Origin of the sequence: Corynebacterium sp. HMSC074A01 (assembly GCF_001831515.1) — a bacterium.
GTDB lineage: Bacteria > Actinomycetota > Actinomycetes > Mycobacteriales > Mycobacteriaceae > Corynebacterium.
Map to the genome: position 1 here is coordinate 182929 of NZ_KV825619.1, position 13573 is coordinate 196501.

Sequence of the window (13573 nt, forward strand, 5' to 3'; positions counted from 1 at the left end):
AAGACCCCCACACCGTTTGAAGCAGAGGAGCTTTTCGTGTTTTCTTACCGTCGCCTCGGTGCCCTGGTGGCTGCCACCACGTCTACCGCACTCGTTGTCACCGCTGTGCCTGCACTCGCCGCAGAAGATGAGAAGGTGCAGATCAACGTTGCCAACTTCACGGACTTCCACGGCCGCCTTGAGGCTGGCCTGAGCAAGGACCGCGAGACCGGCAAGCTCATCCCGAAGGCGGGCGATGAGATGGGTGCGGCGAACATTGCCGGCATCATCAACTACCTGCGTGCCGAGAACGAGAACCAGCTGGTGACTACCTCCGGCGACAACCAGGGTGGCTCCGCGTTCGTTTCCGCGATCTCGGACGATGAGTACACGATGGAGTTCCTTAACGCCATCGGTACGGACGCTTCTGCGGTGGGTAACCACGAGTTTGATAAGGGTTACGACGACCTGGTCGACCGTATTGTCCCGGGCACCAAGGGCGTCCAGCTCGGCGCGAACATTTACAAGGAAGACGGCTCCCGCGAGATTGACCCGTACCGCATCGTCGAGGTCGAGGGCGTGAAGGTCGCACTGGTGGGCACCACCTCGAACCTGACCAAGAGCAAGTCCAGCCCGGACCACGTCAAGGGCCTGAACATCACCGACTCTTCTGAGGAAGTGAACAAGGAGGCCAAGAAGCTCAAGGATGAGGGCAAGGCTGACGTGGTCATCGCCCTGATCCACGACCCGGTCGATACGGGCGCTCCCAAGCTCGATCCGGAGTACGTGGACTTCATGTTCGGCGGCGACAGCCACGTAAACGTGGTCGACACCGAGGCGGAGGTGCCGAATGCGCAGTCCTGGGAGTACGGCAAGGTCGTCTCTGACCTGGGCTTTACCTACAACAAGACCACCGGAGAGATCGAGGATCTCAAGGTGGACCAGTACAACGCCGAGACCTTGATCGAGCTCGATATCGCGCCGGATGCCGAGGTGGAGAAGCTCGTGGAGAAGGCTCGGGAGAAGGCCGGCGAACTGGGCCAGCAGGTCGTTGCGACGGTCGAAGATACTTACCTGCGAGGCTCCAACCCGGGCGCGAAGACTGGGTCCAACCGCGGTACCGAGTCCACCGCGAACAACATGCTCGCCCAGTCCGCGCTCGTGGCGTTGAACGCGTCACTGGAAGAGAAGATCGACCTGGGCATCATGAACGCCGGCGGCGTACGCGCTGACCTGCCCGCGGGCGAGGTGACCTACCAGCAGGCCTTCGAGGTACAGCCGTTCGGCAACGACATTTCCGTGGCCACCCTGTCCGGCAAGGCGATCAAGCAGGCACTGGAGAACCAGTGGCAGTCTGAGGAGGACGCAGCAAAGTCGGGCCGCCCGCGCCTGGACATGGGCCTGTCCGACAACGTGTCCTACACCTACAACCCGGAGGCCGCCCGCGGTGAGCGCATCACCTCGATCACCATCGACGGCGCACCGCTGGAAGACGAGAAGGACTACCGCGTTGCGGCCTCCTCCTTCCTCCTCGGTGGCGGCGACGGCTTCATCGACCCGGCCGAGGTCCGGAACGAGCTCAACGTCGGTTACAACGACCTCGCTGCTTTCGTGGACTACCTCAAGACCGACGAGGTCGGTGTGCGCAAGGGCCAGAAGGACGTCGGCGTCGTGCTGCCTGCCGAGGGTCTGAAGGCCGGCACGAAGGCCACCATCAAGCTCAGCTCCCTGAACTCCTCCTCGGAGGGCGAGCCGATGGCCAAGGAAGCAACCGTGAAGCTCGGTGAGACGACCGCCACCGCAGACATCGACGCGGCAACGACCGAGGCGGACACCGGCCTGGGCGAGCAGGGCCGCGCCGAGGTTATCCTGGACATTCCGGCTGAGCTGAGCGGTGAGCAGACCCTGACGATCACCACTGACGCTGGCACCGAGGTTTCCCTGCCGGTGACGGTCGCGGAGGCAGATGCGCAGGAGCCGGGCGAGAAGCCGGGCGAGACCCCGGAGAAGGGCAGCTCCGCTGACACGGGCACGATCTTCGGTGCGATCGCCGGTGTGCTCGCGCTGATTGGCCTGCTGAGCATTGTCTTCGCAGGCCCGATCGACCAGGTGCTTGGCCCGATCGCGAAGCTGCGCTAACGCGACTAAAAGCGCGGTAGCGCAAGACCGGCCCGAAGCCTTGTGGCTTGGGGCCGGTCTTCTTTGTTTGCCAGTTGTTTAGCCACATGCCTAGCCTCGCGCAGGCATGCAAAAAGCCCGGCCGGGGCCGGGCTTTCAAGCGAGTGTTCGCTGCTTAGAGCTTACGGACGCATGTACTTGTCCAGGAAAGCGAACAGGGTGCCGATCGCGCCGATGATGGCGGTGAAGACGGCGATCCAATCGCGAATCTCAGCCGGGGACATGTCCTTGACGGAGGAGCCGTCCTTCTTGTTGTTGTTCTTGTCGTTGGTGACGGTCGGCTTCGCCTGGGACTCCGGCTTCTTGGTCGCGGTGGTGGTCGGCTTGGTGGTGCCGTTGTCAGCCGGCTTCGACGTGGTGGTGGTCGGCGCGGTGGTGGTGGTTTCCTGCGCCTGGACGGCGACGGCACCGGTGGACATGACAGCGGCTGCGGTTGCAGCGGCGACGAGACCCTTACGGAACTGCATCTGATTCCCTATCTTTCGGAGAGGTTCGATTTGACGTTGACTACCTTAGCCAGACGCCAAGAGATACGCAACAGTTTTGTCGGCGTTTTCGGAGGATTCCCGATATTGGAGATGAACTTTGAATGAACTGGTCAGGTGGGCCTTTGCGGGAAGTGGGAGCTTCCCGAAAGGTATCTGGGCGAGTGTGCAAAGTTGCCGTATCGCCCGGTATGCGATACTTGAATGTATCGACAGGGCTACTTCACGGTAGCGGTTTTGATCTTGACTTCCTCCGCTGGTGCGCCGTCGGTGGCACCGCCTTCAACGCCCTGCTCGGCGATCTTGTCCAGGGTCTCGAGACCTGCGTCATCGATCTGGCCAAAGTAGGTGTAGAGCGGGGGCAGAACAGAGTCGCCGTAGTTCAGGAAGAACTGGGAACCATTGGTGCCCACGCCCGCGTTCGCCATCGCAATGGTGCCGCGGTCGTAACGCTTGGGACCGTTCTGTAGCGCCATCGCGCGGTACTGTTCCTTCTCTTCCTCGGAGATGCCCTCCGGCAGCTGCAGGTCAGCGTCGTCAACCTGCTCGAGCGCCTCGTCGGTGGGGAACTCGTTGGCAAACTGGAAGCCCGGGCCGCCGGAGCCGGAGCCGGTGGGGTCACCGCACTGGAGGACCTTCAGCCCGTCGCCGGTGGTGAGGCGGTGGCACACGGAGTCGTCGAAATACTTCTCCTCGGTCAGGTGCTCGATGGCGTTGACGGTGCAGGGGGCAACGCTGCGGTCGAGTTCCATCCCGATTGGGCCTGCGCTGGTATCCAGCTCGATGTTCACCTTGCCCTCGGTGGAGACGTCCTCCTCCTGCGGCTTGGAGGCAGCCTCGCCCTGGTCTGCTTGTGGGCTGTCGTTGTATGAGCAGGACACGGTCGCCGGCAGGGCAGTGGCGCGCGCGGTGCCCACTGCCTCGTACTGCGACGCGTCGAAGGTCTCCTCGGCCTCAGTGGTTTCCGAGGTCTCCTCCTCGGCAGCGGTGACCTCTTCGTCGTCATTCTGCGTCGCGGCGAAGTAGATCGCACCGCCAACAACCATGATCACCACCGCGGACAGCGCAGCGACCGTCAGCGGCTTGGACTTTTCCTTTCGGTCGCGCGAATCCAGCTCGCGCTTGAGGTGGCGCAGCGCGTCCTCGCCGCGCTTCGCGTTGTCAGTGGTGGGTGTGTTGGATGCGCTGCTGTCTGCAGCACCCGAGTTCTCAGCCATGATGTGCTTCCTCGTCCTTGTTGTGAGTATTCAGCGCGCCCGGAGCGCACCATGAAATTCCGGTTGTTAACACTAGCAGTGTGGAAGTACCGACCCTTGCGCAGTACAGCGCGCGTCCATAGAATCGCGGCCATGGCTACCGTGACTTTTCAAGGCAATGACACTACTACTTCCGGCGAGCTGCCCGCCGTCGGCGACGCGCTGCCCAACAGCACGCTTGTCGCAGGCGATTTGAGCGAGAAGTCGCTCGCAGACTATGCAGGCAAGCGTCTCGTGCTGAATATCTTCCCGTCCCTGGACACGGGCGTGTGCGCGACCTCCGTGCGCAAGTTCAACGAGCTCGCTGCATCCCTCGACAACACTGAGGTGCTCTGCATCTCCAAGGACCTACCGTTCGCGCAGCAGCGTTTCTGCGCGGCAGAGGGCATCGAAAGCGTTGAGGCGCTCTCCGCGTTCCGCTCCTCCTTTGCCAAGGACTTCGGCGTTGAGCTGGAAGGCTCTCCGCTGCAGGGCCTGACTGCCCGCGCCGTGGTCGTCACGGATGCGGACCACAAGGTCATCCACACCGAGCTCGTCTCCGAGATCACCAACGAGCCTGACTACCAGGCTGCAGAAGACGCGCTGAAGTAAGCGCCGCCCCCTTTCGCGGGGCACCCATGGCCGTCGCGTCGTGGGTGCCCCTTTTCCTTTGCCCGCCTACGATGTGGCTATGAAGCTTTCCGGTTTTGCTGCAGGCCCTTACCAGACCAACTGCTTCGTCGTGTGCGGTGAGCGCTCGCGCGAGGCGGTCATCATCGACCCGGGCATGGGCGCGTACGAGCACGCGATGCGCATCGTCGAGCAGGCAGGCGCGATACCTGCTGCGGTGCTGCTCACCCACGGCCACCTCGACCACACCCGCGATGCGGCCCAGTTCGACGTGCCCGTCTACATCCACCCAGACGACGAGTTCATGCTCGAGGGAGGCAAGGGCCTGCCGGAGAACTCCCGCACGCTTTTCGACGCCGCGTCGATGGAGCTGCCCAAAGAGGTCCGCCCGCTTGACGACGGCAACACGCTCTCCTTCGCCGACACCACCTTTACCGTCCGCCACGCCCCGGGCCACTCGCCGGGCAGCGTGCTGCTGCTCACCGAGTACGAAGGGCAGGCCGGCCCGGTCTTTTCCGGCGACGTGCTCTTCCGTGGCTCGATTGGCCGCACCGACTTTGCCAACTCGGACCCGGACGCGATGCGGGAAACATTGCGTGGCCCGGTCTGGGACTTGGACGATGAGTTGGCGGTCCTGCCCGGGCACGGTCCGACGACCACGATGGGGCAGGAGCGGGCGAGCAACCCATTTCTCCTGCAGGCCAACCCAGACCGCTAGACTGAGCAGTCGTGAGTGAATCGAAGAAGTCCGCAAAGTTCCAGCCGCTGTCGGCCCCGAAGGGCCTGCCGGATTACGTCCCGCCGCAGTCCGCGACCTTCCTGCGCGTCCGCGATGAGTTTGCCCGCCAGGCCCACCTCGCGGGCTACCAACACATCGAGCTGCCGGTGTTCGAGGACACCACCCTGTTCGCCCGCGGCGTCGGCGAATCCACCGACGTGGTGAGCAAGGAGATGTACACCTTCACCGACCGCGGTGATCGCTCGGTCACCCTGCGCCCCGAAGGCACCGCGGGCGTGATGCGCGCGGTGATCCAGCACAACCTGGACCGCGGCTACCTGCCGGTTAAGCTGAACTACTACGGTCCCTTCTTCCGTTACGAGCGCCCGCAGGCGGGCCGCTACCGCCAGCTGCAGCAGGTGGGCGTGGAGGCCATCGGTGTTGACGACCCGCTGCTGGACGCAGAGGTCATCGCGCTCGCGGACCGCTGCTTTCGATCCATCGGGCTGCGTGGCTACCGCCTGGAGCTCAACAGCCTGGGCGATGCGCAGTGCCGCCTTGCCTACCGCGAGAAGCTGCAGGAGTTCCTCTTCGCCCTGCCGCTGGACGAGGAGACTCGTGCCCGCGCTGAGATCAACCCGCTGCGCGTCCTCGATGACAAGCGCGCCGAGGTCCGCGAGATGACCGCGGACGCGCCCCTGATGGTTGACCACCTCTGCGACGAGTGCCGCGCCCACTTCGACACGGTGCGTGCCACCCTCGACGCGATGGGCGTGGAGTACGTGCTCAACCCGCGCATGGTGCGTGGCCTGGACTACTACACCAAGACCTGCTTCGAGTTCGTCCACGACGGCCTCGGCGCGCAGTCCGGCATCGGTGGCGGCGGCCGCTACGACGGGCTGATGGCGCAGATCGGCGGCCAGGACCTCTCCGGCATCGGTTTCGGCCTCGGCGTCGACCGCGCCCTGCTCGCCCTCGAGGCGGAAGGGGTGACTCTCGAGGGCGTTGAGCGCCGCGTCGACGTCTTTGGCGTCGCGATCGGCGAGGCGGCGCAGGCGCGCATGGCGCTGCTTATCGACGAGCTCCGCGCCGCCGGGCTCAGCGCCGACATGGCCTACGGCGGCCGCGGACTTAAGGGCGCGATGAAGGGTGCCGACCGTGCCGGTGCGAAGTACGCCCTCGTGCTGGGCGACCGCGAGCTTGAAAGCGGCGAAGTCGCTGTGAAGGACCTCGCCGCGCACACCCAGGAGACGGTGGAGCTGTCGGCCGCGGCGGTGCTGGAGCAGCTGCGCTAGCTGACTAGCACTCGGTGATGTTGACTGGCAGTCCGAGCTGGACTGCCAGTCCACCCATCGAGGTCTCCTTATACTTGGTCATCATGTCGCGGCCCGTTGCCGCCATGGTTTCAACGACGTCGTCGAGGGTGACGATGTTCGTACCGTCGCCAAGCTTGGCCAGGCGGGCCGCGTTGATCGCCTTCACACCGCCGATGGCGTTGCGCTCGATGCACGGCACCTGGACGAGCCCGCCGACGGGATCGCAGGTCAACCCGAGGTTGTGCTCGAGGGCGATCTCCGCCGCGTTTTCCACCTGCGCGGGTGTGCCACCGAGGACGGCGCACATGCCTGCCGCAGCCATGGAGGAAGCTGAGCCCACCTCGCCCTGGCAACCCACCTCGGCGCCGGAGATCGATGCGTTAGTCTTGATGATGATGCCGATGGCACCGGCGGTGAGCAGGAAGTCGCGCGCCTGTTCCACGCCAAAAGCACCTTCGGTGAAGTCGCGGCAGTAGTGCATGACCGCGGGGATGATCCCGGCCGCGCCGTTGGTTGGGGCGGTGACCACCTGGCCGTGGGCGGCGTTTTCCTCGTTCACCGCGAGCGCGTAAAGATTCACCCACTCCATGGCGTCGAGCCCGCGGGCCGTGGACTCCTCGTACTCCGCGGTAAGCAGCCGGTGCAGGCGGTTCGCGCGGCGCTTCACGCCGAGGCCGCCGGGGAGCACGCCTTCGGTCTTCAGCCCGTGGGCGACGCACTCCTGCATGACGTCCCACACCGCGTCGAGGTGGGCGTCGAGACGCTCGCGGCCGTGCAGGTGCTCCTCGTTGGCGCGCATCAGCTGGGCGATGGAAAGCCCGGTTTCCTCGCACAGCGCCACGAGCGTCTTCGCGTCGTCGAACTCGTAGGGCAATGGTTCACTTTCGCGCACCGTGGCCACGCCCGCCTCGTTCTCGTGCGCCTCCATGCCGGCGCGGTCCAGGATGAAACCGCCGCCCACCGAGTAGTACTCCGAGCGGGAGGCGATGCGGTTGCCGTCGGCGTCCCAGGCGTCGAAAATCAGGCAATTGGGGTGCTTGGACACCGGGGTGGGGTTGAACTGCACCTCGTAGTCCACCGAGCCCGCCGGGCCGCTAATCGTGCCCGTGGTGGGGATCGGCTCGCCGGGCTTCGGCGAAATATCCGCTGAAGTGGTCGTTGGCGTGTAGCCGACTAGGCCCAAAAGGGCTGCGCGGTCCGTCCCGTGGCCCACGCCGGTGGCGGCAAGCGATCCGCGAAGTTCGATGCGTACCGAGGCGGGCAATTGGCCGAGTGCCTCAATAAACGCAAGGGAAGCGCGCATCGGGCCGACCGTGTGCGAGGACGACGGGCCAATGCCAATACTGAAAAGGTCTACGACACTGACTGTGCTGTGGGGCATGCGCGCGATAATACAGACCTACGCGCCGGTGATGCAGCGGGCCTAGCCCTGCGCTCCCGTCTGCTGGCCCAGTAGCTGGCCAAGCGGCACAAACTCGTCGAGGTCCGTGCCGGAGCGGCGCGGCCGGGGCTGCGCTGACTCATCGAGCGAGCCCGCAAGTCCCGAGACAGCGCCTGTGGTTGCCACCAGTAGCTCGGCCAGTTCGCGTGCGGCGCGGTCCACGCGCCGTGTAAAGGCCGCGCCCTCGTCGCTGCCAAAGTCCTCAGTCGCGGCGAACAGTGAGGTCGGCACGACGTTTGCGCGGAGGTAGGTAAACAGCGGGCGTAGCGCGTACTCGGTGACAAGGCTGTGGCGCTGCGAACCGGCCGTAGCCGCGATGATGGTGGGCATGGCGTTGAGAGAATCGGTATGCAGGGCGTCGAAAAGCATCTTGAACAGCCCGCTGTAGCTGCCCTGAAACACCGGGGTCACGGCCACGAGGCCATCTGCGCTGGAGATGTCGCGCTTGAGCGCTTCGAGCGCGGGCGAATCCATCCCGGTGAGCATGAGCTGGGTGAGATCCTGGGCGTACTCGCGGACCTCCACCGTGCGGACCTCGAGGTCCTCGCCGCGCGCGGTGACCTGGGCGCGCACCGCGGCTGCGATCTGATCGGCCACATGCCGCGTGGTCGAGGGAGTGGAAAGCCCAGCGCTCACGACCATCAACTGCTTCATAGTGCTCCTTTTACTATTGACTACTCAGCAGGCGCAACGCGGAAGTGCGGCAAATCCTTCCCTTCCCGCTTCGCCTGGGCAAGGGAGGCGAACGACGGCGGATCGCTTGGGACGTGCGCAGGGCGGCGCTGCTCCATGCGACGGCGCAGCTCAGGCACGACCTCGCGGCCGAGCAGCTCGACCTGGCGCAGCGCTACCTCGAGGGGGAGGCCTGCGTGGTCGATGAGGAAGAGCTGGCGCTGGTAATCACCGACCCAGTCGGCGAACTGCATCGTGCGCTCGATGACCATTTCGGCAGTCCCCACCGTGAGCGGCGTGTGCGCCGTGTACTCCTCCAAACTCGGCCCGTGTCCGTAGACGGGAGCGTTGTCGAAGTAGGGGCGGAACTCGCGCACGGCCTGAGCTTCGGTATCTGCGATGTAGGTCTGGCCGCCTAGCCCCACGATGGCCTGGTCGGCGTCGCCGTGTCCGTAGGCCGCGAAGCGGTTGCGGTACAGGCCCACCATCTTTGCGGTGTGCTCCTTGTTCCAGAAGATGTTGTTGTGGAAGAAGCCGTCGCCGTAATACGCCGCCTGCTCCGCGATCTGCGGGGACCGGATCGAGCCGTGCCAGACAAACGGGGCCACGCCCTCAAGTGGGAACGGCGTGGTGGTAAACCCCTGCAAGGGTGTGCGGAAACGGCCCTGCCAGGTGACGTTGCGCTCGCGCCACAGGCGGCGCAGCAGGTGGTAGTTTTCTACCGCCAGGTCGATGCCGTCGCGGATGTTCTTGCCAAACCACGGGTAGACCGGGCCGGTATTGCCGCGCCCCAGCATCAAATCCATGCGCCCGTCCACCAGGTTTTGCAAGAAGGAGTAGTCCTCCGCAATGCGCACCGGGTCAGTCGTGGTAATCAGCGTGGTCGCGGTGGACAGCACGATGTTTGTGGTCTGCGCGCCAATGTAGGCCAAGTGTGTCGTCGGCGCGGAAGGCACAAACGGCGGATTGTGGTGCTGGCCGGTGGCGAAGACGTCCAGGCCAACCTCTTCCGCCTTCAGCGCGAGCTGCGTCATCGCATCAATGCGCTGCTTTTCCGTCGGTGTTTCACCGGTCGTGGGGTCGGTGGTGACATCGCCAATAGTGAAGATGCCAAACTGCATGTCTACTTCTGCCTTTCTTGCAACGTCGTGGCCACTTAGCTAGCTGCGAGCAGGGCCGGAATCTCAGTCGCGACGAGCACCGCCAAGGGCCGCTGGCGCGGGTTGCCGTTCTCTGTGATGATGGCCATCCGCGGCAGCGCGCCGGACTCCAGCGGGGTAGTCAAGGCATCCACAGCGGCAGCGGCCGTCACGTCTCGGGGCAGGAAGACCGGCTGGTCGTGGCGTCCGGAGAGCTCGAGCACCTCGTCGACCGTGGCACTGCGCAGCCGGGTGTCTTCCTCGACCTCGCGCGCCACCCAGCGGGCCAGCGCGTTGGTGGTGAGCAAACCGACGCACACGCCGTCGTCATAGATGGGGAACTGCTTGTGACCGGTCTCCCGTAGCGCGCGCAGCGGCTCGAGCACGTCGTCGTCGGGGGAGAAGGTGAGCACCTTCTCCGGTTGGATGACGTCGAGAGCAAGCGCAGGGCGCAGCAACGCCTCGCGCAGCTGCTCAATTTCCGCAACCGTTTCGGACAGCGGCTCCGCGATCGGGCGCAGATCCCGGTACTCGCCATGGGAGATCGCGTTGCGCAACTCAGCAAACTCGATCAGCGTGTCCGCCTGGTCCCTGGTGATGACCTTCTTCTTTGCCGCCAAGTTGGTCATCCACTTAAAGGAATCGGACTTCTTCGCGTTCAACTCATCGCGGAGAAACCCTTCGATGGCGTTAAACGCCGCCATAAAGGGCACCGCCCGATTCGGCGCGGGGGTAGGGGAGTTGGTGTCCTGCGTGGCGCTATCCATGCCTAATAGCGTAGTTAGCCCTCGGTGTAGACGCCGCGGTTGAGCGTATCGCACGCGGCCATCTGGCCGGTGGTGTAGCCGGACATGAACGCCTCGCTGCGCTGCTCGGAGGAACCGTGCGTCCACGCATCCGGGTCGACGTCGCCGCCGGACTTGCGCTGAATGTTATCGTCGCCAATCGCCTGCGCCGTCTGGATCGCCTGGTTGAGCTGCTCTTCTGTGATCGGCTCCAGCGCCGCATCCGGACCTTCGGAGGCATGCTTGGCCCAAATACCGGCGTAGCAGTCGGCCTGCAGCTCAATTGCTACGGCGGCCGAGTCCTCGCCCGGGTTCTTGTAGTCGCTCAAGCCCAGGGTTCCCTCGAGCTGCTGGATGTGGTGGCCCATCTCGTGCGCTGTGACGTATTCCTGGGACAGCGCGCCGTCGGAGCCGCCCAGCTGGCCGAGCTGCTCGAAGAAGGACACGTCGAGGTAGGCGGTGGTGTCGCGCGGGCAGTAGAACGGGCCAGTATCCGCCGTGGCGTAGCCACAGCCGGTGTTCACATCACTGCGGAAGAGCGTGATACCAGCTGGTTCGTATTCGAGGTTGGCCTGGCTGGGCAGGACCTCGGACCAGACCTGGTCGACGGAGCGCGCCACGGCTTCGGCGCGGCAGTCGTCGTATTCGTTCGCGGCACCCGGAGTATCGCAATGGCTCAAGTCATAGTCGCTCTGGCCCTGCGGGGAGGACTGCGAGCCCCCGCCAACCAGGCCGTCGAGACCGCCGTTGAGGAAGAAGACGAGCGCAAGCAGCAAAATGGTGCTCAGCCCGCCGCCGCCGACCGCGATCGGGATACCCACGCCACCGCCGCGCCGACCTGATCCGGAGCTGGTCTGAGCACGCCTGCCCTGGCCCTGGCCAAAATCGTTCTTAAACGTCATGGTGCAAATCTTGCCAAAAATCCAAGGCGAGCGCCGCATCGGTGTGCGTCGGAGGGGCGCTTCGGCGCGACAGTCCGGCAAAGGGTAAAGTGCTTGGGGTTAAAGTATTGCCCTCACGTGGAAGGACGTGGAAGAGACCGTGCTGCGCACTCACCTTGCGGGTGATCTCCGCAAAGACCTCGATGGACAGACCGTAACCCTGACCGGTTGGGTGGGGCGTCGCCGTGACCACGGCGGCGTCATCTTCATCGACCTGCGCGACCGCTCCGGCCTGGCGCAGGTGGTATTCCGCGAGTCCGAGGTAGCCGAGGCTGCGCACGACCTGCGCAGCGAGTACGTCATCCAGGTCACCGGCGTGGTCGAGCCCCGCCCGGCCGGCTCCGAGAACCCGAACTTGGCGTCGGGCGAGATCGAGGTCAACGTCTCCGAGCTCAACGTGCTCAACACCTCCGCCGCACTGCCGTTCCAGATCGAGGATGCGTCGTCGACGGAGGTCGGCGAGGAGACCCGCCTGAAGTACCGCTACCTGGACCTGCGCCGCGAGCGCCAGGCGGAGGCACTGCGTCTGCGTGCCAAGGCCAACCAGGCAGCGCGCCGCGTGCTGGATGAGCACGGCTTTACCGAGATCGAGACGCCGACGCTGACCCGCTCCACCCCGGAGGGTGCGCGCGACTTCCTCGTGCCGGCGCGTCTGCGCCCGGGCAGCTGGTACGCGCTGCCGCAGTCCCCGCAGCTGTTCAAGCAGCTGCTCATGGTTGCCGGTATGGAGCGCTACTACCAGATCGCGCGCTGCTACCGCGACGAGGACTTCCGCGCTGACCGCCAGCCGGAGTTCACGCAGTTGGACGTCGAGGCCAGCTTCGTGGATCAGGACGATGTGATCGAGCTCGCCGAGCAGATCCTGGTGGAGCTGTGGAAGCTCATCGGCTACGAGATCTCTACGCCGATCCCGCGCATGACCTACAAGGATGCGATGGAGAAGTACGGTTCGGACAAGCCGGACCTGCGCTTTGACATCCAGCTGACCGACTGCACCGAGTTCTTCGAGGACACTACTTTCCGCGTCTTCAACGCGGAGTACGTCGGTGCCGTGGTGATGGACGGTGGCGCATCTCAGCCGCGTCGCCAGCTTGATGCATGGCAGGAGTGGGCAAAGCAGCGCGGTGCGAAGGGCCTGGCGTACATCCTCGTCCAGGAGGACGGCACCCTGGCGGGCCCGGTGGCTAAGAACATCACCGATGAGGAGAAGGCGGGCATTGCCGACCACGTCGGCGCGAAGCCGGGCGACTGCATCTTCTTCGCCGCTGGTGAGACGAAGGCTTCCCGCGCGCTGCTGGGCGCTGCCCGCGGCGAGATCGCCAAGAAGCTGGACCTGATCAAGGACGGCGACTGGGCGTTTACCTGGGTGGTTGACGCGCCGCTGTTCGAGCCTGCCGCGGACGCGACCGCATCCGGTGACGTCGCGCTGGGCCACTCGAAGTGGACCGCTGTGCACCACGCCTTTACCTCGCCGAAGCCGGAGTACCTGGACACCTTTGATAAGGAGCCGGGCGAGGCATTGGCGTACGCCTACGACATCGTGTGCAACGGCAACGAGATCGGCGGCGGCTCGATCCGTATCCACCAGCGCGACGTGCAGGAGCGCGTCTTTGACGTGATGGGTATTACGGAGGAAGAGGCACGCGAGAAGTTCGGCTTCCTGCTGGACGCCTTCGCTTTCGGTGCCCCGCCGCACGGCGGCATCGCCTTCGGCTGGGACCGCATCGTTTCCCTGCTTGGCGGCTTCGAGTCCATCCGTGACGTCATCGCCTTCCCGAAGTCCGGCGGCGGCGTCGACCCGCTCACGGATGCGCCGGCCCCGATCACCAAGGAGCAGCGCAAGGAGACCGGCGTGGACTTTAAGCCGAAGGCTGACGCGGCGAAGAGCGCCGCGAAGGATGCTGAAGGCACAGACAAGTAACGCCTTGCGCCCGCGTCATCTTTCGGCCCCGGGGTCTCGCGTCTCAGCGTCGCCTCGGGGCTGACGCATGCGACAGCATGCCGCCACATGGCGCAGTGTGTCAGACTTAAAGCGTATCGGCAGCACGCGTGAC

General features: G+C 64.9%; 12 protein-coding genes. 5 read left to right on the forward strand and 7 right to left on the reverse strand.

The window, feature by feature from the left end; genetic code table 11:
• The first annotated feature begins 36 nt into the window (after positions 1 to 36).
• The gene (locus tag HMPREF2550_RS07465; protein WP_070790536.1) at positions 37 to 2118 is read left to right on the forward strand and encodes a bifunctional metallophosphatase/5'-nucleotidase; all 2082 of its coding nucleotides are present in this window, start codon (positions 37 to 39) and stop codon (positions 2116 to 2118) included.
• A 161-nt stretch (positions 2119 to 2279) separates the two neighbouring features.
• Here the strand turns inward: HMPREF2550_RS07465 and HMPREF2550_RS07470 are convergent, their stop codons facing one another.
• Together HMPREF2550_RS07470 and HMPREF2550_RS07475 are read right to left on the reverse strand one after the other, a co-directional pair.
• The gene (locus HMPREF2550_RS07470) at positions 2280 to 2624 is read right to left on the reverse strand and encodes a hypothetical protein (RefSeq protein WP_070763872.1); all 345 of its coding nucleotides are present in this window, start codon (positions 2622 to 2624) and stop codon (positions 2280 to 2282) included.
• 236 nt (positions 2625 to 2860) lie between these two features.
• Positions 2861 to 3859, reverse strand: coding sequence for a peptidylprolyl isomerase (locus HMPREF2550_RS07475; RefSeq protein ID WP_070790537.1), 999 nt, complete (start codon positions 3857 to 3859; stop codon positions 2861 to 2863).
• Between the two features lie 132 nt (positions 3860 to 3991).
• Here HMPREF2550_RS07475 and tpx point away from each other — a divergent pair, with 132 nt between their 5' ends.
• The 3 genes from tpx to hisS all read left to right on the forward strand — a co-directional run bounded on the left by tpx (position 3992) and on the right by hisS (position 6520).
• The gene (gene tpx, locus HMPREF2550_RS07480) at positions 3992 to 4489 is read left to right on the forward strand and encodes a thiol peroxidase (protein WP_070790538.1); all 498 of its coding nucleotides are present in this window, start codon (positions 3992 to 3994) and stop codon (positions 4487 to 4489) included.
• A gap of 79 nt (positions 4490 to 4568) precedes the next feature.
• Entirely contained in the window at positions 4569 to 5225 is a 657-nt protein-coding gene (locus HMPREF2550_RS07485; RefSeq protein ID WP_070790539.1) for an MBL fold metallo-hydrolase, read from the forward strand.
• An 11-nt stretch (positions 5226 to 5236) separates the two neighbouring features.
• Positions 5237 to 6520, forward strand: coding sequence for a histidine--tRNA ligase (gene hisS, locus HMPREF2550_RS07490; RefSeq protein ID WP_070763880.1), 1284 nt, complete (start codon positions 5237 to 5239; stop codon positions 6518 to 6520).
• Positions 6521 to 6524: 4 nt separating this feature from the next.
• Here hisS and HMPREF2550_RS07495 read toward each other — a convergent pair whose 3' ends face one another.
• From HMPREF2550_RS07495 to HMPREF2550_RS07515, 5 genes are read right to left on the reverse strand one after another with little or no spacing between them, the layout of a single operon-like run.
• On the reverse strand, positions 6525 to 7922 hold the full coding sequence (locus HMPREF2550_RS07495; RefSeq protein ID WP_070763882.1) for an L-serine ammonia-lyase: 1398 nt from the start codon (positions 7920 to 7922) through the stop codon (positions 6525 to 6527).
• A gap of 42 nt (positions 7923 to 7964) precedes the next feature.
• The gene (locus HMPREF2550_RS07500) at positions 7965 to 8636 is read right to left on the reverse strand and encodes an FMN reductase (protein ID WP_070790540.1); all 672 of its coding nucleotides are present in this window, start codon (positions 8634 to 8636) and stop codon (positions 7965 to 7967) included.
• A gap of 20 nt (positions 8637 to 8656) precedes the next feature.
• Positions 8657 to 9775: a CE1758 family FMN-dependent luciferase-like monooxygenase gene (locus HMPREF2550_RS07505; RefSeq protein WP_070763886.1), complete on the reverse strand. Its 1119-nt coding sequence runs from the start codon at positions 9773 to 9775 to the stop codon at positions 8657 to 8659.
• A 35-nt stretch (positions 9776 to 9810) separates the two neighbouring features.
• Entirely contained in the window at positions 9811 to 10560 is a 750-nt protein-coding gene (locus HMPREF2550_RS07510; RefSeq protein ID WP_070790541.1) for a CBS domain-containing protein, read from the reverse strand.
• 14 nt (positions 10561 to 10574) lie between these two features.
• Positions 10575 to 11480: a KPN_02809 family neutral zinc metallopeptidase gene (locus HMPREF2550_RS07515; RefSeq protein WP_070763890.1), complete on the reverse strand. Its 906-nt coding sequence runs from the start codon at positions 11478 to 11480 to the stop codon at positions 10575 to 10577.
• A 139-nt stretch (positions 11481 to 11619) separates the two neighbouring features.
• On the opposite strand from HMPREF2550_RS07515, the gene aspS reads away from it, so the two are divergent.
• Positions 11620 to 13440, forward strand: a complete 1821-nt coding sequence (aspS, locus tag HMPREF2550_RS07520) for an aspartate--tRNA ligase (RefSeq protein ID WP_070763978.1) — start codon at positions 11620 to 11622, stop codon at positions 13438 to 13440.
• Positions 13441 to 13573 lie beyond the last annotated feature (133 nt).

What these genes read in the sequence shown, in the direction of transcription:
- HMPREF2550_RS07470 (WP_070763872.1), bottom strand. Translation starts at nt 2,624, where the DNA reads ATGCAGTTCCGTAAGGGTCTCGTCGCCGCTGCAACCGCAGCCGCTGTC.
- HMPREF2550_RS07475 (WP_070790537.1), bottom strand. Translation starts at nt 3,859, where the DNA reads ATGGCTGAGAACTCGGGTGCTGCAGACAGCAGCGCATCCAACACACCC.
- tpx (WP_070790538.1), top strand. Translation starts at nt 3,992, where the DNA reads ATGGCTACCGTGACTTTTCAAGGCAATGACACTACTACTTCCGGCGAG.
- HMPREF2550_RS07485 (WP_070790539.1), top strand. Translation starts at nt 4,569, where the DNA reads ATGAAGCTTTCCGGTTTTGCTGCAGGCCCTTACCAGACCAACTGCTTC.
- HMPREF2550_RS07495 (WP_070763882.1), bottom strand. Translation starts at nt 7,922, where the DNA reads ATGCCCCACAGCACAGTCAGTGTCGTAGACCTTTTCAGTATTGGCATT.
- HMPREF2550_RS07500 (WP_070790540.1), bottom strand. Translation starts at nt 8,636, where the DNA reads ATGAAGCAGTTGATGGTCGTGAGCGCTGGGCTTTCCACTCCCTCGACC.
- HMPREF2550_RS07505 (WP_070763886.1), bottom strand. Translation starts at nt 9,775, where the DNA reads ATGCAGTTTGGCATCTTCACTATTGGCGATGTCACCACCGACCCCACG.
- HMPREF2550_RS07510 (WP_070790541.1), bottom strand. Translation starts at nt 10,560, where the DNA reads ATGGATAGCGCCACGCAGGACACCAACTCCCCTACCCCCGCGCCGAAT.
- HMPREF2550_RS07515 (WP_070763890.1), bottom strand. Translation starts at nt 11,480, where the DNA reads ATGACGTTTAAGAACGATTTTGGCCAGGGCCAGGGCAGGCGTGCTCAG.